Source organism: Owariibacterium komagatae (assembly GCF_045865535.1).
Lineage (GTDB): Bacteria > Bacillota > Clostridia > Oscillospirales > Ruminococcaceae > Ruthenibacterium > Ruthenibacterium komagatae.
In genome coordinates this window covers 373,359-394,254 of sequence record NZ_AP031406.1, presented here as the reverse complement: position 1 = coordinate 394,254, position 20,896 = coordinate 373,359, and the positions used below count along the sequence as shown (strand labels likewise).

Annotated in this window: 21 protein-coding genes and 1 tRNA gene; 13 read left to right on the top strand and 9 right to left on the bottom strand. The window is 48.1% G+C overall.

Features of this window, described 5'->3' with window-relative positions; all coding sequences use genetic code 11:
• The first annotated feature begins 14 nt into the window (after positions 1–14).
• Both ACKTS9_RS02065 and ACKTS9_RS02060 read left to right on the top strand, forming a co-directional pair.
• Positions 15–2,639, top strand: coding sequence for a DEAD/DEAH box helicase (locus tag ACKTS9_RS02065; RefSeq protein ID WP_178535225.1), 2,625 nt, complete (start codon positions 15–17; stop codon positions 2,637–2,639).
• A 28-nt stretch (positions 2,640–2,667) separates the two neighbouring features.
• Positions 2,668–4,146 (top strand): toll/interleukin-1 receptor domain-containing protein, encoded by a 1,479-nt coding sequence (locus tag ACKTS9_RS02060; RefSeq protein ID WP_178535224.1) that lies wholly within the window; start codon positions 2,668–2,670, stop codon positions 4,144–4,146.
• 68 nt (positions 4,147–4,214) lie between these two features.
• On the opposite strand, the gene rlmD is transcribed toward ACKTS9_RS02060, so the two are convergent.
• Entirely contained in the window at positions 4,215–5,852 is a 1,638-nt protein-coding gene (gene rlmD, locus ACKTS9_RS02055) for a 23S rRNA (uracil(1939)-C(5))-methyltransferase RlmD (RefSeq protein ID WP_407878685.1), read from the bottom strand.
• Between the two features lie 39 nt (positions 5,853–5,891).
• Positions 5,892–6,740, bottom strand: coding sequence for an AraC family transcriptional regulator (locus ACKTS9_RS02050; protein ID WP_407878683.1), 849 nt, complete (start codon positions 6,738–6,740; stop codon positions 5,892–5,894).
• A 197-nt stretch (positions 6,741–6,937) separates the two neighbouring features.
• Between ACKTS9_RS02050 and ACKTS9_RS02045 the strand changes: the two genes are divergently transcribed.
• The 4 genes from ACKTS9_RS02045 (at position 6,938) to tnpA (ending at position 9,990) form a co-directional block, all read left to right on the top strand.
• Positions 6,938–8,236 (top strand): galactokinase, encoded by a 1,299-nt coding sequence (locus tag ACKTS9_RS02045; RefSeq protein WP_407878681.1) that lies wholly within the window; start codon positions 6,938–6,940, stop codon positions 8,234–8,236.
• The gene (locus ACKTS9_RS02040) at positions 8,233–8,985 is read left to right on the top strand and encodes a heparan-alpha-glucosaminide N-acetyltransferase (RefSeq protein ID WP_407878679.1); all 753 of its coding nucleotides are present in this window, start codon (positions 8,233–8,235) and stop codon (positions 8,983–8,985) included. The genes ACKTS9_RS02045 and ACKTS9_RS02040 overlap by 4 nt, the downstream gene beginning before the upstream one ends.
• A 17-nt stretch (positions 8,986–9,002) precedes the next feature.
• A complete protein-coding gene (locus tag ACKTS9_RS02035; protein ID WP_407882058.1) occupies positions 9,003–9,353 on the top strand; it encodes an arsenate reductase family protein in 351 nt (116 codons plus the stop codon).
• A 172-nt stretch (positions 9,354–9,525) separates the two neighbouring features.
• Complete coding sequence (gene tnpA / locus ACKTS9_RS02030) at positions 9,526–9,990, top strand: IS200/IS605 family transposase (protein WP_349215395.1); 465 nt, start codon at positions 9,526–9,528, stop codon at positions 9,988–9,990.
• Between the two features lie 107 nt (positions 9,991–10,097).
• Here tnpA and ACKTS9_RS02025 read toward each other — a convergent pair whose 3' ends face one another.
• From ACKTS9_RS02025 to ACKTS9_RS02000, 6 genes are all read right to left on the bottom strand, one after another.
• Positions 10,098–11,015: a SufB/SufD family protein gene (locus ACKTS9_RS02025; protein WP_349214687.1), complete on the bottom strand. Its 918-nt coding sequence runs from the start codon at positions 11,013–11,015 to the stop codon at positions 10,098–10,100.
• Position 11,016: 1 nt separating this feature from the next.
• Complete coding sequence (locus tag ACKTS9_RS02020) at positions 11,017–11,757, bottom strand: ABC transporter ATP-binding protein (RefSeq protein WP_349214688.1); 741 nt, start codon at positions 11,755–11,757, stop codon at positions 11,017–11,019.
• Positions 11,754–13,625, bottom strand: a complete 1,872-nt coding sequence (locus tag ACKTS9_RS02015; protein ID WP_407878676.1) for a heavy metal translocating P-type ATPase — start codon at positions 13,623–13,625, stop codon at positions 11,754–11,756. Before ACKTS9_RS02015 ends, ACKTS9_RS02020 begins: the two co-directional genes overlap by 4 nt.
• A gap of 63 nt (positions 13,626–13,688) precedes the next feature.
• On the bottom strand, positions 13,689–13,907 hold the full coding sequence (locus tag ACKTS9_RS02010) for a heavy-metal-associated domain-containing protein (RefSeq protein ID WP_349214692.1): 219 nt from the start codon (positions 13,905–13,907) through the stop codon (positions 13,689–13,691).
• 18 nt (positions 13,908–13,925) lie between these two features.
• On the bottom strand, positions 13,926–14,297 hold the full coding sequence (locus ACKTS9_RS02005) for an ArsR/SmtB family transcription factor (RefSeq protein WP_349214694.1): 372 nt from the start codon (positions 14,295–14,297) through the stop codon (positions 13,926–13,928).
• Positions 14,298–14,413: 116 nt separating this feature from the next.
• Positions 14,414–14,782, bottom strand: a complete 369-nt coding sequence (locus ACKTS9_RS02000; protein WP_349214696.1) for a hypothetical protein — start codon at positions 14,780–14,782, stop codon at positions 14,414–14,416.
• A 128-nt stretch (positions 14,783–14,910) separates the two neighbouring features.
• Here ACKTS9_RS02000 and ACKTS9_RS01995 point away from each other — a divergent pair.
• A tRNA-Thr gene (locus tag ACKTS9_RS01995) sits at positions 14,911–14,986 on the top strand.
• Between the two features lie 298 nt (positions 14,987–15,284).
• Here ACKTS9_RS01995 and ACKTS9_RS01990 read toward each other — a convergent pair.
• A complete protein-coding gene (locus ACKTS9_RS01990) occupies positions 15,285–16,367 on the bottom strand; it encodes a hypothetical protein (RefSeq protein ID WP_349214698.1) in 1,083 nt (360 codons plus the stop codon).
• A gap of 65 nt (positions 16,368–16,432) precedes the next feature.
• Between ACKTS9_RS01990 and ACKTS9_RS01985 the strand changes: the two genes are divergently transcribed.
• The 6 genes from ACKTS9_RS01985 to era all read left to right on the top strand — a co-directional run bounded on the left by ACKTS9_RS01985 (position 16,433) and on the right by era (position 20,872).
• Positions 16,433–16,735, top strand: a complete 303-nt coding sequence (locus tag ACKTS9_RS01985) for a YabP/YqfC family sporulation protein (RefSeq protein WP_349214699.1) — start codon at positions 16,433–16,435, stop codon at positions 16,733–16,735.
• Between the two features lie 3 nt (positions 16,736–16,738).
• Positions 16,739–17,938: a sporulation protein YqfD gene (locus ACKTS9_RS01980; RefSeq protein ID WP_349214701.1), complete on the top strand. Its 1,200-nt coding sequence runs from the start codon at positions 16,739–16,741 to the stop codon at positions 17,936–17,938.
• An 82-nt stretch (positions 17,939–18,020) separates the two neighbouring features.
• Complete coding sequence (locus ACKTS9_RS01975) at positions 18,021–18,989, top strand: PhoH family protein (protein WP_349214702.1); 969 nt, start codon at positions 18,021–18,023, stop codon at positions 18,987–18,989.
• A gap of 17 nt (positions 18,990–19,006) precedes the next feature.
• On the top strand, positions 19,007–19,507 hold the full coding sequence (gene ybeY, locus ACKTS9_RS01970) for an rRNA maturation RNase YbeY (protein WP_349214704.1): 501 nt from the start codon (positions 19,007–19,009) through the stop codon (positions 19,505–19,507).
• 3 nt (positions 19,508–19,510) lie between these two features.
• A complete protein-coding gene (locus ACKTS9_RS01965) occupies positions 19,511–19,969 on the top strand; it encodes a diacylglycerol kinase family protein (protein ID WP_349214706.1) in 459 nt (152 codons plus the stop codon).
• Positions 19,970–20,872, top strand: coding sequence for a GTPase Era (gene era / locus ACKTS9_RS01960; protein ID WP_349214708.1), 903 nt, complete (start codon positions 19,970–19,972; stop codon positions 20,870–20,872).
• Positions 20,873–20,896 lie beyond the last annotated feature (24 nt).

Genomic DNA, 20,896 nt, shown 5'->3' with positions numbered 1-20,896 from the left:
AGGAGCGTGAAGAAATGGAACTGAAATCCTATCAAAAAGAAGTCATTGCCGATCTTGCACGCTACCTGGAGCTGGTGGTGGAGTTGCAAAGCCCGGCAAAGGCGTATCAGGTCCTCTGGAACGAAAAGAATGTTCTGGTGGGCTTCGGCGGTATGCCGAATTATGTGAATGTACTTCCCGGTGTGCCCCATGTGTGTGCCAAGGTGCCCACCGGCGGCGGCAAGACCTATATTGCCGCCAGTTCTCTGCGGACGATTTTTGACGCCATGCCCCAGCGCCGGGCCAAGGCCGTTGTATGGCTGGTGCCCTCCGAGGCCATTCTGACCCAGACCCGCAAGGCGCTGGAAAATCCCGACCATCCCTACCGCCAGCGGCTGGATGTGGATTTTGGCGGGCGGGTGCAGGTCTACTCCAAGGAACAGGCCCTCATGGGTCAGAATTTCACCCCCTCTGCGGTGACAGAACAGCTTTCTTTGTTTGTCCTCAGCTATGATTCCTTCCGAACCAGCAAAAAGGAAGGCCGCAAAGCCTATCAGGAGAATGGTTATCTGGCCGAGTTTGCCAAGTGGATGGATGATCCGTCCGTTCTGCTGGCCGATACCGATGAGACAGCGCTGATCCAGGTGATCCGCTATCTGAATCCGGTGGTCATCGTGGACGAGAGCCACCATGCTACTTCGGATTTGAGTGTGGAAATGCTGCAAAACTTCAATCCCAGTTTCGTGTTTGACCTGACCGCCACCCCCAAGAAGAAAAGCAATATCATCTCTTTTGTGGATGCTGCACGGCTGAAAAAGGCCAACATGGTCAAGCTGCCGGTCATCGTCTATAACCGCAAGTCCCAGGCCGATGTATATGGGGATGCTATCGCCATTCGTGCTAAGCTGGAGGCGCAGGCTAAGCGGGAGCAGGAAACCAGCGGACGCTATATTCGCCCCATCGTTCTGTTCCAGGCCCAGCCCCGCAACAATGCAGACAGCACCACATACGAAAAAATTAAGAAAACACTGGTGGATGGCGGCATTTCCGAAAAGGAAATTGCCATCAAAACCGGCGATAAGGACGAGCTGAAAAATGTGGACTTGCTGTCCCCAGACTGCCCCATCCGGTACATCATCACTGTCAATGCTCTGAAAGAGGGCTGGGACTGCCCCTTTGCCTATGTGCTGGCCACGGTGGCAAACCGCACTTCTACCGTGGATGTGGAACAGATTTTGGGGCGCGTGCTTCGGCTGCCCTACACACAGAAGAACATCAGTGAAGTGCTGAATCTTTCCTATGTCATCACATCTTCCGCAGACTTCCACCAGACGCTGGAGAAGGTCGTGGCCGGGCTGAACAGCGCCGGTTTCAGCAGCCGCGACTACCGGGCACAGGATGTGGACGTGCCCATTACGGCTACACCCACCCAGGAGCCGGAGCAACTTCCTATTGTCCCGCCTCCCGCTGACGAACCAGATCTGCCGGAAGTAGACGGCTCGGATTTGAAGGCGCGTTTTGAAGCGGCAACGCATGAGGCGGAGCAATCCGTGCAGGATGGAACGATGCAGTCCGACCCCATGCTGTCACAGGCTCTGCAACAGAACAAAACCTATGAGGACGAGATCAATCAGGCTGACAATACCGCTTTGAGCCAGGCTCCATCGGAGGTGCGCGACAAAATGAATCAGTTCCGAATGAATGAGGAATTTGCAGACGAAGCCTCTGCCTTGCGCTTCCCCCAGTTTATGCTGGAGACTGGCCCCAGTCTGTTTTCGGAAGCCCACGAAACCCTGGAACTGGAGCACTTGGAGGGTGGCTTCTCTCTGCGGGACAAAGATGCTCATGTAGATTTCACTACGGTCAACGCTGAGATGGCACGGGTGGATGTAGACGACAGCAAAGACAGCACCGCAAAGGCGTGGCGTCTGTCCGGTGGCGACAGCGCCTTTTTCCGAGAGTGGTTCAACACCCAGCCCTCGGAAAAACGGCTTTCTCTGTGTAAGGGCATTATCAAGCAAAAGCTGTCCAAGATGAACTGCGTTAACGACCGGGAGCTGGATGAGTACATCGACCGGGTGATCGGCACCATGAGCGAAGATCAGCTCTCCGAACTGGAGCAGTCGCCGTATCCTTATGTCGTGAAGATTCAGGGGAAAGTGAAGGAATTGATTGCCCAGCATCGCTCCGGCGTCTTTGATACCTGGCTGGAGCAGGACAAGATTTCCTGCCTGCCCAACTATGCGCTGCCAGCGGTGATCTCCCCAACGGCATTTACCTCGATGGTGCCAAAATCGCTCTATACCGCCGAAGAAGATATGAACGAGTACGAGTTCAAGGTGGTGTGGGCACTGTCAGAACTGGGTAACGTCAAGTGGTGGCACCGCAATATCTCCAGACTGGGCTTCCAGATTAACGGCCCCGTTCATGCTTACCCTGATATCATCGTGATGCTCCACAGTGGAAAGGTACTGATGGTGGAGACCAAGGGCGATCACCTGGATAATGATGAGTCCAAGGAGAAAGCCAAAATCGGTGACCAGTGGGCGAAGCTGGCTGGAAAACAGTACAAGTATTACATGGTGTTTGAGACCAAGCAGCCGGACTATCTGGGAGCGTATTCCCTAGAACGGTTTATGGAGATTGTGAAGGGGTTGTAACACATTGAGACCGCGGTGAGGACAAACTATGGATTTTATAAAACTTCCAGCAAATTCGGAAAAACTTCTGCTAGAACTTCTTCAAGCCGACAATCCAGTCCAAATGCTAGGTGTTCGTTTTGAACAGGCATCTCAGCGAGACGATGATGAATTGCGCGGTATGCTTAGAGAACTGCGCGAAAGAGGATATATCAATGTGCAGTGGGCAGATAATGTACCCTACTACCTTACACTAAATAATTCTGCCAGGACTTATAAGGAACAACTTGCTGAATACGAAGATCAGAAAACAGTACATTTTTTGCAAGAAAAGAAGGTGAGCCCGATTATTTTCATAAGTCATCGTTCAACGGATAAAGCAATTGCTGATATGCTGCTTGATTTTTTCTCAGGTACAGGAATACCTCGCCAAACTGTGTTTTGTTCCTCATTACCCGGCAATGACATCAATGAAAAGATTTCTGGAGAAGTGAAAACTGCCTTGAAAAAAAGTGTAGTCAACATTGCGATTCTTTCAACTGACTACTACCAAAGTGCCTACTGCTTGAATGAAGCAGGTATTCTGTGGTATCAGGATGATGTGCCAGTAATTCCAATTGCGTTGCCAGAAATCAATTCGAGCAATATGTATGGTTTCCTAAGTAATGAGTATAAATTACGCAGATTGGATTCCGACACGGATATTCCTTATATTTACGATGTTGTAAGCGAAGCGGTTTCTGCGCCACGTACAAAAGTCGGAATTATTACACATGAAAGCACTAAACTCAAAGGAAGATATGCCGATTTTCTAAAGACAAGGGAATCGCAGAAATTTGAACCTCCCGTTATTTTATCTTCTGATCGTTTGGAAATTACAACTGATGATGAACGGATTGTGCTGTATTATATAATCCGAAATAGCGTTCGCAAGGTTTCTAAAGATATGGTTAGGACTTGGCTATATACTGACGAGATTTTCGAAGTTAATATCGACAATGCCTTTGATCTGCTATCCTCCGTTGGTGGCGGTTCCGTGGTCGATGATACGCTGGAATTGGGGATTGATTTATTTCGAAAATATTCCGCAAACGCACAGTCTCTGCTCACTGGATTGAAGGAGTATGTAGATCAGCATAGAAGATTGGCCTCTGATATGTTTATGAAACTATGGAATGCCAATACATTGGATACAATAACACTTTTATTCATTTGCTACATTGTTGATGAAAGAATCGAGTCTTTTGGCGATCGTTGGATGGCGGAAGGACAGATAAAAAATATTCAGCAATGGGAGATCAAGCATTCACTTGACTCTACTCTTTCAAGCAACTATGGGACTTCTCTACAGTTTTTAATTCAAAATAATCTCGTTCATGAAAGCAGTTGGACAAGTTATGGGAATCCACGGGAATATTCTCTGTATCCATCAATACGAAACTTGCTTTTTAACTGTCCAAAAGGAATACAAGAGGCGCTCCAAACAATCAAAGATAAACATTATCAAGATCAAGAGTTGCCATTTTGATCTTGTTACCAAAATGCCGCGCACCGGTTCAAAAACTGGTGCGCGGCATTTGCTTCTACATTTGCCCACTATACCATGTGAAAATGTTTTAGTGCCTCCATAATTGCCGCTTCCTTTTCCGGCGGGCACTGCGGTACTTTGGCATCTTCCTTCTTTGACAGATTATAATTCTGCCCCACATCCAACCCGCACTTCCGCTTAACCTGGGAGATATACAGGCTGGAGACCTTCAAACCGTACTTTTCCAGCACATACGCCTTAATCTGTTCATAAGTCGCACCCTTCTGGAACCCGGACATATCCATATCTTCCAGAGAGAACTCTACTCGAACCTTCTTTGAGTCGATTTCACCCTTGGAAAGCAAGACAACCGTCTCCACGTGCTTTGTACGAGGGAACATGTCAACAGGTTGAATGGCCTGGACCTGGTAGCCGTTTTCGCAGAGAAAGCGAACATCCCGTGCAGCAGTGGATACATTACAGCTTACCATGACGATTTTGGGCGGATTCATTTGCAGAACAGCTTGGAGTGTGGCGGAATCGCAGCCTTTGCGGGGCGGGTCCAAAACAATCACATCAGGATGCAAGGACTGCGCAGCCAGACGCTGCGCGGCCTGACCGGCATCGGCACAGAAAAATTCAGCATGACGAATGCCCATGCGTTCAGCATTTTGGCGAGCACTTTCTACGGCCTGCGGAATAATTTCCACTCCAATCAGTTTTTGACACTGAGCGGCCATGGAAAGACCAATGGTGCCAGCACCACAATAGAGATCCAGCAGAAGTTCCTTGCCGGTCAATTCTGCAAATGTTTGAACTACGGAATAGAGTTGATTGGCTCCCCGGGTATTCACCTGATAGAAAGAAAGCGGACCAAGTTCCACCGGAACGCCAGCCATTTCGTCTGCCAGCAATCCGTTTCCAAACAAGGAGATACATTGCAATCCGGTGATGACGTTTGTTTGCTGACGGTTTACGTTCAGCACAATAGAGCAAACTTCGGGGTGCCGTGCGGTCAGATCACGGCAAATTTCTTCACTGTGAGGAAGCTGACTGCCGTTGCACACCAGACAAACAAGAACTTGATTGGTGGTAATGGCGTGGCGCAGATAAAGATGACGCACGAGTCCGGCATGAGTTTCTTCCCGATAGACGGAGATGTGATATTGCGTGAGAAGAGCGCAAAGAGTCCGGGCAATTTCATTTAAAAGCCTGGGCTGCAGAATACAGTCTGTGCAAGGAATGACCCGGTGGCTCCGTCCGGCGTAAAAACCGGCGATAACCGCTCCGCTTTCATCCTGCGTAAGAGGATACTGAACTTTGTTGCGATAACGAGCAAAAAGAGGAGAGGGAAGAATCGGAGAGACCGGATGATCGATATCTCCAATACGTAACATGGCATCTCGCACAAATTGTTCCTTGGCATCCAGTTCCGCATGGTAAGTCAAATGCTGAAACTGACAACCGCCGCATTTGGAAAAAATGGGACAAACAGGCTTTTCCCGATCGGCACCAGGTTGATGAAGTGTTTCAATGATGCCAAAAGCATGATGCTTGCAGACTTTTACAACGCGGACATCGGCCTCATCTCCCACGGCGGTGAAGGGAACGAAAATTGCCATTCCATTGTACCGCCCCACGCCGTTTCCATCGCTGGAAAGAGAAGTAATCTGCAAGGGGATGATTTGATTCTTTTTTACTGACATGAAATTCCTCCCGAAGCACATTGGAAAGGAAAAGCGGCTTTATTCAGCCGCTTTCTCTTTGTTCAGCGTTCCCAGATATTTGCTGGGCGGAACGCCTTTGTTCTTCTTAAAGACGCGCGAAAAATAAAACTGATCAAAAAAGCCGACGGAAACAGCGATTTCCGCAATGGAGAGATGGGATTCACGCAACAATACACACGCCTCATTGATACGATAATTCGTCAGATAATCAATGGGAGATTGCCCTACATTGCTCATAAAAACGCGATAGAGATGACTGCGGCTTACCCCGACAGCTTTGGAAATATCATCAATGCTGATATCGTGCGAATAATTGAACTGAATGTATTTGATGGCATTCAATACATATTGCGAACAGGAATTGGAAGTGTGAGGCTCCAATTCCTGTGCTTCCTGCATCAGTTCTGCGATGAAGAGATAAAGATAGCCCACCATTAAAGCTTCGTTGCGGGGGTTTGGGCCGCGAGACAAAAAAATGTCGAACAACGCTTTTTTCACATTTTCAGGATTTTTGCAATGATGCACCGGTCGGGTATCACGGAAGGGAAGCTGTGCCACCAGTTTGTTGGCGCAGGCGCCATTAAATCCAACCCAGTAGTATTCCCATGGATCATCCTGATCGGCCGAGTAGGTGATCAATTGGCTGGGCTTAGCCAGAAAAATATCTCCGGAATGCAGTTCATAAACCGTATGGTTTACCGTATAAGTTCCTTTTCCATTCGCCACGTAGTGAATGAGATAGTGGTCCCGCACGCCTGGTCCCCAGGTGTATCCCCGTTCACAGCTTTGCAGCCCGCAATTAAAAATAGACAATTCGACATTGTCCGTATAGCTTTGTTTAAAGGATTGCTTATACGTGTTGGACATGGGGATAACCTCCGGTAAACGGTACAAATAAGCAGGGAATCATACGATAAATATACATAAAAAATGAAACTGTTGTTATTATAGCAAAACAATCAACAAAAGTCCATTTTTTCAGAATATTTTAGTGTTTACTTCGACGGGGGCGCTGTTATAATGAAATTAAGTTCAGTATTGTCAATGATGAAGGAGGAGTTGTTATGCCTACTGCACAGGGTTTGCTGGAGCAAATTCGCAATGGTGATTACGACGCTGCGTTCCGGAAGCTTTACGCCAGAGATGAAGAGACCGTCAGCCGGCAAAGAACGCGTTATTGCCAGGCGATTCAGGCTTTTCAGGATATGTTCGGAGAAAATCGGGAGATTCGGATTTATTCTGCGCCCGGGCGGACGGAAATCGGCGGTAACCATACAGACCACAACAATGGTGTGGTTATGGCTGCTGCTGTGAATTTGGACATTCTTGCCATTGTGTCTCCCAATGCGGAGCCGGTCATCCGTGTGCACTCCATGGGCTTTGAGGGGACCGATGTAATTTCGCTGGAGCATTTGGAAGTAAATCCCAAAGAGCAGGGACGCTCGGCTTCGCTCATTCGCGGCATGGCGGCTAAAATTCAGGAAGAGGGCGGCTCCATTGGCGGTTTTGACGCATATACGACATCAGATGTGCTGCGTGGTTCCGGCCTGTCCAGTTCCGCCGCCTTTGAAGTGGTGATTGGTGCGGTTCTGAATGGAGAATACAATCAGAATCGATTTTCACCGGTTCAAATTGCGCAGTTCAGCCAATATGCGGAAAATGTTTATTTTGGTAAGCCGAGCGGCCTGATGGACCAGACCGCATCCAGTGTCGGCAGTGCGATTGTGATTGATTTTAAAGATCCGAATGCGCCGGTTGTTGATGAAGTGAATTTTGATTTGGATAAACATGGATTCCACCTGTGCATTACGGATACCAAGGGAAGTCATGCAGATCTGACGGATGATTATGCAGCCATTCGCGGAGAAATGGAAGCCGTTGCGGCCTTTTTTGGAAAAAAGGTTTTGCGCGAGGTGGATAAAGCGCAAGTATGGTCACAAATTGCTCCTCTGCGGAAATCGCTGGGAGATCGTGCAGTCCTGCGTGCCATTCATTTCTTTGCAGAGTGCCGTCGTGCACGGGAACTGCGGTGTGCGGTTGCAGAAGATCGCTTTGAGGATTTTCTGCGCCTGATTCTGACGGGCGGACATTCTTCTTTCGAGTATAATCAGAATGCCTATAGCATCCGTCATCCCAAGCAGCAAGGCGTTTCCGTGGGCTTGGCGTTATCGCAGCATGTTCTGGAAGGGCGTGGTGCATGGCGGCTTCAGGGCGGCGGATTTGCCGGGACCATTCAGGCGTTTGTACCGGATGATCTGCTTGCGGAATATCGCAATGCAATGGAAGCCGCATTTGGCGCAGGTGCGTGCTATGTTTTGAATGTTCGCAATTATGGGGCTGTCGAGGTGACAGACGCGCTTTGAGAAAGCAGCAGGGAAAACGCATTGCCTCGCTGGATGCCATTCGTGGTTTGGCCATCGTAAACATGGTAGCTTACCACGCGGTTTATGACTGGGTCTATGTGTTTGGAAAAACAGCTGACTGGTTCGGAACGCATGCCGCCTATTTATGGGAACAGGCGATTTGCTGGACGTTTATTTTGCTTGCGGGAATGGTCAGTGTGTATAGCCGTAATCTCGCTCGGCATGGTGCACAAGTGCTGGCATGCGCAATGATTTTAACGGTGGTAACCGCGCTGGTTCTTCCGGAACAGATCATTCTGTTCGGTGTGTTGCATCTATTGGGAACAGCAATGCTTTTGACGGCGATGCTGCGCCCCTGGCTTCAGAAGTTGCCTGCCGGAATTGCTGCGGCTGTGTGTTTTGGTTTGTTCCTGCTTTTAAAAGGCGTTCCACGCGGTTTTGCCGGTCTGGCGGATATTAAAATTTGGCTTCTTCCGCAAAGCCTTTATCAGGCGAAGTGGGCGTTCTTTCTGGGCTTCCCCGCCAAGGGATTTTGGTCATCGGATTACTTTCCGCTGATTCCCTGGATTTTTCTGTTTTGGACCGGAATGTTTTTGTGGCAAAAATTACGCGGCAAAGGTGAACTTATTCTGAGGCGACTGCCCGATATTCCCGCCCTCAGTGCAATCGGGAGACACAGCTTGCTGATTTATATGCTACACCAGCCGCTGACCTTCGCTGCGCTTTGGCTGATAACCTGTTGGATGTGAAGAAAGGACAAATGAAAATGCTGTTTGTATGGTATCCCAAGTGCACGACTTGTCAACGTGCAAAGAAGTGGCTCGATGACCATGGCTTTGTATACGAAGCACGAGACATCAAAGAGGAAAATCCCTCTGAGGCGGAGTTGAAAGAATGGTATGCCAAAAGCAATTTGCCTCTCCGGCGCTTTTTTAACACAAGCGGCCTGCTTTATAAGGGAATGGGGCTGAAGGAAAAGTTGCCGGAAATGTCTGAAGAAGAGCAAATTTCACTTTTGGCTGAATATGGAATGCTTGTGAAACGGCCTGTATTGGTTACGGATCATCAGGTGCTGTTGGGGTTTAAAGAAGCCGAGTGGGATTCTGTATTGAAATAAAAGAAAGCCGTCACGTTTGACGTGACGGCTCTTTTTGTTTACCGAAAACCCCCGGCTGTGCCGGGGAGTTCTCAAAAAGCTTTAGCGTTGCATAGGAAATAAAAACTCCTTTTGATACAATAAAGATGCGGTCTGCCAACTGCACTAAAGTATCAAAAGGAGGACAAAAGGCATGACGCCTAATGACAAGAATAGTTTAGCACATACAACATGGAACTGCAAATATCACATAGTATTTGCGCCGAAGTATCGCAGAAAAATCTTTTACAAAGAAAACCGTGTGGAAATAGGGAAGATATTGAGAGAATTATGCAATTGGAAACAAGTGAAAATAGTAGAGGCGGAAGTGTGTCCGGATCATATCCACATGCTGGTGGAAATACCGCCTAAGATGAGTGTATCCAGTTTCGTAGGTTTTCTCAAGGGGAAAAGCAGTCTGATCATTTTCGAGAGACATTCCAATTTGAAGTACAAATATGGAAACAGGCAGTTTTGGTGCCGTGGATACTATGTCGATACAGCAGGTAAGAACGCAAAGAAGATTGCGGAGTATATCCAAAACCAACTCAAAGAAGATCAGATTGAGGATCAGATGACCCTTAAAGAATACATAGACCCGTTTACGGGTAGCAAGTAATATTCTTTCGCAGGTGGCAGACCGTACCAACGCCTTTAGGCGTGGCTAGTATTTTAGGGCTTTGCCCGCTTCTGAAGAACCACCAGCTTCGCTGGTGGGTTACTTTTTTATTTTAAGAATCCTTCAATGATTTTTTCCTCAGCCTGTTCTTCGGTCAGACCCAGTGTGCACAGCTTCAGAATTTGTTCGCCTGCAATCTTTCCGATGGCGGCCTCGTGAATCAAAGCTGCGTCTACATGAGAAGCATCCAGGGAAGGCGTAGCGGTTACTGTACCCTGTTCCGCAAGAATCGCATCGCATTCCGAGTGGCCGGTACAGCGTGTCTTTCCGTGAATTTTGGAAGAAAACTCTTGATGTGACTGTCCGCGTGCCACGGAACGGGAAATCAAATCCACACCGGAATCTTTCCCTTGAAGAGTTACCTCAAAATCGGTGGTAGCCGTCTCGGTACCGGTGGTCATGATGCGTTCCCGCACAACCATTTTAGACCGGGGTCCCAACGTTCCCGTCGTTTTCCGAGTTGAGTGATCCACGCCGGAAATTTGCACAGTATCCATTTCCAGATAGGAACCTTCGCCCAGAGTCACGTCCGTAACCGGGTCAATGGTGCGGCTGCCGTTTCCTTTGCCCGTTCCAATGTGCTTTTCTTTGTAAAGAACACGGGCGTTTTTGCCCAGGATAAAACGATGAATTCCGTTGTGACGAGCTTCTTCTTCACCGTCGGAATGAACACCGCATCCGGCGACAATGGTCACGTCAGCATTTTCCCCAACGAAAAAGTCATTGTAAACCAGGTCATCTACATTGCTGTGGGTGACACAAGCGGGAATATAGACCGTTTCATTTTTGGTTCCTGGAGCAATGTGAATCTCCAAACCCGGAAGTCCTTGTTTGGATTCAATGCGAATGTTTTTGGTGGACTGACGTCCGGCACATTGTCCGTCTTCGCGAATATTATAAGCACCTTGAAAGCTCCCTGTAAAATCGGACACAAGATGCAGCAGCTGATCGGTGATTTCATTCATGTCAAACACCTTCTTTCTCAAGCGGGCAGAGAGCGGCATGCTCGTCATTCAAAAGAGAAGGAAGAACCGTTTCGCGCGGTCCCATCGTGCGAACCTTTCCGTCTGCGAGCACAATGATTTCATCCGCAATGGACAAAATCCTTTCTTGATGAGAAATGATCAGGAGTGTTCCGCGCTGATTTCGGCGCAGCTCCTGGAATGTTTCTACGAGACGGGTGAAACTCCAAAGATCGATGCCGGCCTCCGGCTCGTCAAAGATAGAGAGCTGTGCTGAACGAGCCAGCACCGTGGCAATTTCGATTCGTTTGGCCTCACCGCCCGACAGGGAGGCGTTCATCTCGCGGTGAATATACTCATTGGCGCAAAGACCTACTTTCCCCAGAAGTGCGCAGAGCTCACCGTCTGTAAGACGACCGCCAGCGGCAAGTTCCAGTAAATCCCGGACAGTAAGGCCTTTGAAACGAACGGGCTGCTGGAACGCAAAAGCAATTCCCAAACGTGCGCGTTGAGTAATATCCAATGCGGTAATATCCGCACCATTCAAAAGGATGCGGCCACTGGAGGGCTGCGCGAGTCCGGCAATCAACTTGGCAAGGGAAGTTTTTCCGCCGCCGTTGGGGCCGGTGACAGCAATCAGTTTTCCGCTTTGCAGAGAAAGGTCCAGATCACGGATTACTTCTGCGCCGTCCGGAATACTCCAGGACAAATGTTCAATTTTTAGAATTTCAGACGATGTGCTCATTGGAACTCCTTTACATTCAAGGCGCGTGCGGCATTTAAGATAGCAATAACTGCAACGCCGACATCCGCAAATACCGCTTCCCACATATTGGCTATGCCGAAAGCGCCTAACAACAGGAACAAGCCTTTAATTCCCAGTGCGATTATAATATTTTGTCGGACAATTCGCAAGGTCTTTTTGGAAATACGAATAGCAGTGCTGATTTTGGAAGGAGCGTCATCCATCAGGACAATATCTGCTGCTTCAATGGCGGCATCGGAACCAAGACCGCCCATGGCAATGCCGATGTCCGCACGAGAGAGAACCGGCGCGTCATTGACACCGTCGCCTATGAAGGCGAGTTTTTTATTGGGGGCTTTTTCTGCCAGAAGACGCTCGACAATTTCAACTTTATCTGCCGGTAAAAGCTGCGCATGAACTTCGTCCAGTCCGAGTTGACGGGCTACTGCTTCTCCCACTGCACGACTGTCACCGGTCAGCATCACGGTTTTTTGAATCCCGGCTTTTTTCAGCAGACAAATCGCGTCAGCGGCATCGGGCTTTACTTCGTCTGCAATCACGATTTGTCCCCAATAAACACCATCAACGGCCAGATAGACGATTGTGCCAAGTGAATCGCAGGGCGGAACAGAGATTTTGCATTCTTCCATCAATTTGGCATTTCCGGCTGCTACTGTTCGACCGTCAACACAGGCAGTCACTCCATGCCCTGCAATTTCATGAACATTCGCCACACGACTGGAATCAAGCGGGGCTGTACAGGCGTTCTGCAGAGACAGGGAAATGGGGTGTTTTGAGTAAATTTCTGCAAGGGCGGCCATTTCCAGCAGATCCTGAGCGGCAATGCCGTTTTGCGGGTGAATTTCCGTTACCTGGAAAGTGCCCTTGGTCAAGGTGCCGGTCTTGTCAAACACCATTACATCGGTTTGAGCAAGAGCTTCCAGATAATTGCCGCCTTTTACGAGAATACCGCAGCGGGATGCTCCGCCAATCCCGCCGAAAAAGCTCAGCGGAATGGAAATTACCAGAGCGCAAGGGCAAGAGATGACCAGGAAGATCAGTGCACGTTCGATCCAATCTGTCCAAATACCACCGAAGAAAAGCGGCGGGAAAATTGCAAGCAGCGCTGCGGCAATCACCACACAGGGAGTGTACCAGCGTGCAAACTTGGTGATGAAATGTTCGGCTTTGGCTTTCTTGCTGCTTGCATTTTCCACAAGATCCAAAATTTTGGAAACAGTCGACTCACCAAATTCTTTGGTGACTGTAATGCGCAGAACTCCGCTTAAATTGACACAGCCGCTGATTACTTCGCTCCCGGCAGAAGCACTGCGAGGAACCGATTCACCGGTCAGCGCGGATGTATCAATGGTGGAAGTACCATCTGAAATGATTCCATCGAGAGGGATTTTCTCGCCCGGCTGCACGACAATTGTATCGCCGGGGCGTACCTCTTCGGGGTCCACTTGGGTCAGTTTTCCATCCCGTTCAATGTTGGCATAGTCCGGCCGGATATCCATGAGCTGTGCAATGGATTGGCGCGAACGGGAAACGGCATAACTTTGGAATAGTTCACCAACCTGATAAAACAGCATGACGCCAACCGCTTCGGCATAGTCATGGGTCTTGATGACTCCCAGTATCAAAGCACCGATGGTGGCGATCACCATCAAAAAATTTTCGTCAAAAATTTGACCGTGAAGAATATTTCGGATAGCTTTCCACAAAACGTCCCATCCAATTACAAAATAGGGGACAAGAAAAGCCGCAAGCTGAAGAGGGCCGGATAAGGGGAGCATCAATGCAAGTACAAAAAGAATGGCACTGATCAAAATGCGCGTCAAAAGTTTTCGTTGATTTTTTGTCATAAAGCATTCTCCTTTACGGAAGCTTGGAAAAATGCCGGGCTTTCGTCAAAAGCCCGGCTCCCGTTACAGTTTAATTTCGCAATCGGGCTCTATGCGTTTGCACGCTTTGACCACATTCTTCATGATTTCGTCAAAGCGTGTATCCTCTGCCTCAATAGTCAGTTTTTGCGCCAGAAAACTGATGCTGGCAGATTGTACCCCGTCCAGCTTTTGAATGGCATCTTCCATTTTTTGAGCACAGTGCGCGCAATCGAGATCGACCAGTTTGAATGTTTTTTTCATAAGTGACACTCTCCTTGCTTATTCTTCAATATGTTCCATCCCTTGACCAATGATTCTCCGCACATGATCATCGGCAAGAGAATAAAAGACAGTTTTTCCTTCTCGGCGAAACTTTACCAGCTTTGAATTCTTTAATACGCGCAGCTGATGTGAAACGGCGGTTTGGCTCAGTCCTAGAAGCTGTGCAATATCGCATACACAAAGCTCGGCTTCAAAAAGCGCATACAAAATACGGATACGAGTGGAGTCGCCGAACACTTTAAATAACTCCGCGAGATCATACAAAGTTTCGTCCGGAGGCATCAGGGACATGACTTTTTGAACCGTATCTTCATGTACGTATAAAAAACCGCAGCGCTCAACTTCCGGGTAAGCGGCAGACTCAGACATTTGATACATCCTTTCATATGAATATCTGTTCATATGTTAATCCTAAAAAACTGGTTTGTCAACCCCGAGAAATATAAAAAAGCGAAAGCCGGTAAGGCTTTCGCTTTGAGCGTGGTTTATTCGTGCAGGAGAAGTGGGGCCAGGATGCGGTATACGTAGGTGCACGCAAGTACCGCATTGTATCCACACATCAGTGCAATATACAATTTCCGATTTCTGCTTTTTTTGATGTGCTGACTGAAGGAAAAGATAAACGCACCAGATACGGCAGCTGCGGCGATATCTGCAAAGGCAACAGCAACCTGAGGAGCAAACCCGAAAAAGGGCACACGGCCCAAATAGAAAACAGCCACAGCAAAAAGGTGAATAAAGGGAACCAGAAAAAGCGGCGTGACGCCGAGAGCGTAGTCCGATTGCTGAGCGCGGATAAACACTACGATCAGGCACAGCATAATCGCCAGAATTGCAATGCTTTCGGTTATCAAAATGTCACCTCAAATCCTTTTTAATAACGCGTCTATTTTACATGAAAAAAAGAAAAACGTCTACAGGTTCTGAAAAAAACTCTTGACGAATTGGAAAAAATCCATATAATAGATAAAGACGCGATTATGCTACTGTGGCTCAGCAGGTAGAGCAGCTCACTCGTAATGAGCAGGTCGTCCGTTCGAATCGGATCAGTAGCTCCAGAAAAGACTCGGCTTTGTGCCGGGTCTTTTTTGTTTTACAGTTTAAAATCATCGGCAGTAAAGCTTGGCATCGGAGGGCGCCTTTTGGGAATTCGCCGAAGCGGGTCGTATGAGAATGAACGACAGTGAAATGTATTTTCCACAATGCCTTTTTTTTGACAGTAAAACATTCCGGAATCTTGCGAAGGGCGGCTGAAAACGCAGTATTCACAGGATGGCTGAATCGTCGCGCCGAACAAAGGTTTATTTCTGGAAAAAATGGACATGTTTGAATCCCCGTTCCTCAAAGATGATCTCATTATACTCCATTTGACTGGGAAGGTAAACTTGAAAAATTTTTTCGGTGACATGTGATCATAACGCACAAAAGAAAAAAGATGCAGATCACATCGAGTGGCATTCTGAAAGCAAACAGAGAAGGAATGGCGGTACTGGCAGTCTGTGCATTTGGGAAGAAGTAAAGCAATGCTTTTAAAAGCAGTAATGAAAGAAATGCATGAGGAATTCTGGAAACCAAAAGCGCTTTTAAAGAAAAGTGCGCGCATGTAAGTGAGCGCACCTGCAGAAAAACCGAAAATCCCATGAAGCTTAACGCAAGATCGCACAGTGTAAGGCGGGCTGCAACGGCAGATGCTCCGGCTCGGCAGGCGTTGGTGACTTCCAGAGGCAGAGTTAATAAGAATCTGGGAAGAGTGGGGAGCGTAGCGGGAGCCAGCATTTCCGCCAGAAAAGAAAATAGAATGATATACCCGCATAAAATGCTGGTAGAAAAGACCGCTTTTTCAATCGCGTTCGGAATTCCTCTCGGAAGCGTTTTGGGCAAGGATAGAGAGGAAAGAGAAACGCCGGTTCGCGATGCTTTCGATATACGGAAAAACGCTCCGCAGATTAAAGAAGCACTTACCTGTGAAAGAAAAAGAAGCCAGCCAGCAAAGACGGAGTGGAGCATTACGGCGCCTACACTCCCAACGATAAATGCAGGACTTGATCCGATGCAGCAGACCAGCAGACGCTCTGCTTCCTGCTTGGTCAATTCTCCGGCTTCATAGAGTTGTTCTACAGCGCTTGCTCCGGCGGCAAAGCCGCCCAGCAGACCGCACAGAAGTGCTCCGGCCGCTTTTCGTGATGGAATCCCCAGGCATTTTGTATAAGGGGAAAGAGGAGCACCCAGCGGTCCGGCAAGTGGGCTTTCCAGAAGCAGCCGGGATAGCACAAGGAATGGAAACAGACTTGGTATGATGACCTGACAGCAAAGAGAAAGCCCCTGCAGTGCTCCTTTCATGGCACGCTGCGGCTCGACCAGAAGCACAATTACCATTGCCAGAATCGCACTGGCCGACAAAAAATCAATTGTCTTATGAAAAAATGACTTCCGATTCATAAATATCTCCTCCTGTTCGATATAGATATATGACGGGCAACAAAAAAATAACAGGGAGGCTGCGTATGGGAAGACAGAACAAGAAGTGTGAAAAATTCTCTTTCAAGCGCGCTTTCGGTGTCACAGATGGAGGAGCGCAGAACGCATTGTACGGGCAGCCGGTTTTGCATATCAACTGCAATGGCTTCTTCGAAGTCGAAAATTGCAGGGGAATCATCCAATATGATATCAATCATCTGAAATTGGATATGGGGCGTCAAGCAGTTACGATCGAAGGGGAGGGAATCCAGGTGGATACTTTCCAGAAAAAGCTGATCACTGTCAGGGGAACATTGTTTTCGCTCTGCTTTTCGGAAAAGGAGAGATGAAACATGCATAAAAAACATCTATACGTAGGAACCGTAGAATTTGAGCTGGTCGGCGGTTTGGGGGAACGTTTTTTTAACCAGTGCGCACAGCAGAGCCTTTGTGTGGAAAAGATTCGTCCAACCGCGACGGGATTTCTGGCCCAAACACATTTGCGGACTTATAGGCGTCTGCGAAAAATAGCCCGGGCGAATAAGTGCAGAATTCATGTCGTCAAACGTAAAGGCGTGAGCTTTTTTCTTGCCGGTTATCGCCGGCACTGGAGCATTGTTATCGGGCTTGTTCTGGCTGCTGCTTTGTTTGCTTGCGGAAGACAGCTGATCTGGAACATTTCTTTTGTGGATTTTTCGAATGCGGAGCAGCTTGAAATGCGTAAAGAACTGGCAGGGTATGGGATATACGAAGGTGCTGTGGCGGATGAAAATTATCTGGAATCCGTTGCAGCGCAGATATTTGTTGCACGTGATGATTTGAGCTGGGTCCGTTTGAATTTTATTCACGGTCGCTTGGAAGTGGAAAAAGTAGACCGAACACAACAGCCGGAGATGCAGGAGAAAGCACTGACGGAAATTGTAGCTGCCTGCGATGGGATTATTCTTCGTCAGGAAATTGATGGCGGTTTTGCACAGAAGCAGGCGGGACAATCGGTAGCGCAAGGGGAAGTTCTGGTCAGTGGATGTACGGTTGGAAAAACCGGCGCATTGCTGTATGGGAGAGCGGCGGCAAGAATTTATGCGCAAATCGAAAAGGAATATCAGGTTACACAGCCACTGAAGGTTTCCGCACAAATGCCGGGGCGCATCATTGGCCGTGAAAGCCGTTTTTTGATTGCAGGGCACGCATTCAGCCTGCCAAAATCTTCTTCCGCACAGGCCACACGGTTTCAGCAAACGTCTCTTTCTGCTTTGTCTATAGGCGGGCTTCATTTTCCTGCGACCATTGAGACAACATTGTATCGGGAGGTCCAAAATATTGAATGTGAACTTTCACCGGATTTGGCCCAGGCGATTGCGGAACAAAAAATTTATCAATCCGTTTCAAGCCAGTTCGAAAGTTATAAAATTTTGGACCGCTCGACTCAGATAGAGAAAAGTGAAGATTCCATCACCGTTCGGATGCGCTTAACAATGGAAACAGATATTGCAAAAACAGTACCGTTTTCCGGATTTGCAGGAAATGCAGAAAAAGATGATGAAAATTTGTAGAGGTTGTGCACAAAATACTATTTAAAATTTTGATAAATATGCTATAATAAAATCAAACTCGACAAATGGCAGGGGTGTTTGAATGGCAGAGCAGCTGCTGGAAGTGGATTGCATGGATACCGCGCTCGCAATTTTTGGAAATTGCGACGAAAACATCAAGTTGTTGGAACAGGCGTTTCATGTGACGGCGGTCTGCCGGGGTACGCAGATCAAGTTTTCCGGAGACGAAGAAGGCGTGATGAAAGCGGCGAAGGCTGTAGATTCCATGCTGACGCTTCGGGAGAACGGCACGCCTTTGGAAGAACAAACTGTTCGGTATTGCATCTCTTTGGCTGCTTCCGGAGACGAAGGTAAAATAAAAGAATTGACGGGGGATTTTATTGCCATCACGGCCAAAGGAAGGCCGATCCGGCCCAAAACCCTGGGGCAGAAAGCTTATATTCAGGCGATTTCTAAAAACGCAATTACGTTTGGGGTTGGTCCAGCCGGTACAGGCAAAACGTACCTGGCAGTTGCAATGGCGGTCAAAGCCTTTAAGGCGCACGAGGTAAGCAGAATCATTTTGACGCGGCCGGCGGTAGAAGCCGGGGAAAAACTTGGCTTTTTGCCGGGTGACTTGCAGAATAAGGTGGATCCTTATTTGCGCCCTTTGTACGATGCGCTGTTCGATATGCTGGGAGCAGAAAAATATCAGGGACTTTTGGAAAAACAACTGATCGAAGTGGCCCCGCTGGCCTACATGCGCGGCCGAACGCTGGACGATGCATTTATCATTTTGGATGAGGCACAAAATACCAGCCCGGAACAGATGAAAATGTTTTTAACGCGTATGGGTGCCGGGTCCAAAGTAGTTGTTACAGGCGATGTAACGCAAATCGACCTGCCGGACAAGGCGCGTTCCGGCTTGGTGGATGCCTTGGCTGTTTTGAAACAGGTTCAGGGAATCGCCATGATGTACTTTTCGGAAAAAGATGTGGTGCGCCATCGTTTGGTGCAGGATATTATCAAGGCGTATGATAAAGCGCGTTCAGCGCGGAATAAACGATCATAAGAAAGGAAGAGCGGAACATGTCTCACAAAGTGTACATTACCAACGATCAGAACAAAGTAAAAGTCCCTTCTGGGCTGCGTATCCTGATTCGTCGTGCTTGTCATGCTGTTTTGGAGTATGAGCATTTTGAAGGCTCCGCCGAAATCAGTGTGACGTTTGTGGACAATGAAAAAATTGCACAGCTGAACGAGCAATATCGCAATAAACCTCAGGCGACAGATGTTTTAAGTTTTCCCTTGGGTGAGAACGGCAATTATGACATCAACCAGGAAACGGGAGCCGCTATGCTTGGTGATATTGTGATTTCCATGGAACGCGCTATGGAACAGGCGGAGTTGTACGGCCATTCTCTGCAGCGCGAGGTCGCTTTTTTGACGGTTCATTCCATGTTCCATCTGCTGGGCTATGACCATGAATGCGGCGGACTTGAGGCAGTAAGAATGCGTGAGAAGGAAGAAGCTACACTGATTCAGTTGGGCCTTCCGCGGACTGTTTCATACAGCGCCGATCAGGTGTAAGCGATGAAGCACCGTTTCATCGATAGTTTTATTTATGCGGCGCAAGGGATACGTGCTGCCGTTCAACAGGAACGGAACATGCGTTTTCATCTGTGCGCCGCCTTTTATGTCTATTTGTTTTCTTTGTTTTACGACTTTACGTCGACGCAGTATGCACTGATTACCATCATGGTGGTTGGCGTAATGGCGCTGGAACTGGTAAATTCCAGCATCGAGCGAGTGATGGAGCGGCCAGCGCCGGAGCGTTATCGCACGGCCGGCGTGGTCAAGGACATGGCCGCCGGGGCTGTTCTGATTTTTAGCATTGGATGCGCAGTAGCCGGCGTATTTTTATTCTGGAACGTTCCCGTTTTTGAAAGAATTTTAGGCTATTTTGCAGAACATCCGGTACTGCTTTTGTTGCTGCTGGCAACCTTGCCGGTGGCTTGGCGCTTTGTGTTTGGAAAAAAAGGAGAGAAATAATTGCAGAGCTTTGATACAAAATCAATTTTTGTAGCGTTAGTGGGCCGCCCCAATGTGGGAAAATCGTCGCTGTTAAATCTTTTGGTAGGAGAAAAAGTGGCGATTGTAACGTCTAAGCCCCAGACGACCCGTACGCGTATCACGGGGATTCTGACCAGAGGAAAGACACAGTTTGTGTTTTTGGATACTCCGGGAATACACAAGCCGCGTACAAAACTGGGAGAACGGATGACCAAGACGACAACGGATTCTGTAGCCGAAGTAGATGTGGCGGTCATGCTTTTTGAACCCTATGGAGAGTTGACGGAAGCAGAACGTGCGCTTGTTGAAGATCTGCGTGCGAAAAAGCTGCCGGCATATGCTGCCGTGAATAAGACAGATACGCTGAAGCAATCTTCTGATTTTGAAGTGCGCAAAGAGTTTTTGTCTTCATTGAAGGTGTTTGAAGAGGTCCTTCCGCTTTCTGTGTATGACAAAAAAGGTGACCAGGCGCTATTGGATAAGCTTGAGAAATACGCGGTGGAAAGTCCGCACTATTTCCCGGATGATGCATATACGGACATGCCTGAGAAAGCGCTGGTGGCCGAAGTGGTACGGGAAAAGATGCTGCTTCATTTGTTTGATGAGATTCCGCATGGCACGGCAGTGACCGTGGAGCGTTTTAAAGAACGGGCGGATAAAAATATCATTGATATTGATATTAACATTTATTGCGAGAAGAAAAGTCATAAAGGGATCATCATTGGAAAAGGCGGGGCAATGCTGAAACAGATTGCCAGTGAAGCTCGTCTGGAGTGCGAGGAGTTCCTTGGCGCAAAAGTAAATCTGCAATGTTGGGTCAAAATCAAAGACGATTGGCGCGATAACGACTTCCTTTTGAATAATTTCGGATTCCGCCAATAAAGAACGATATTTGGACAAAGTTTC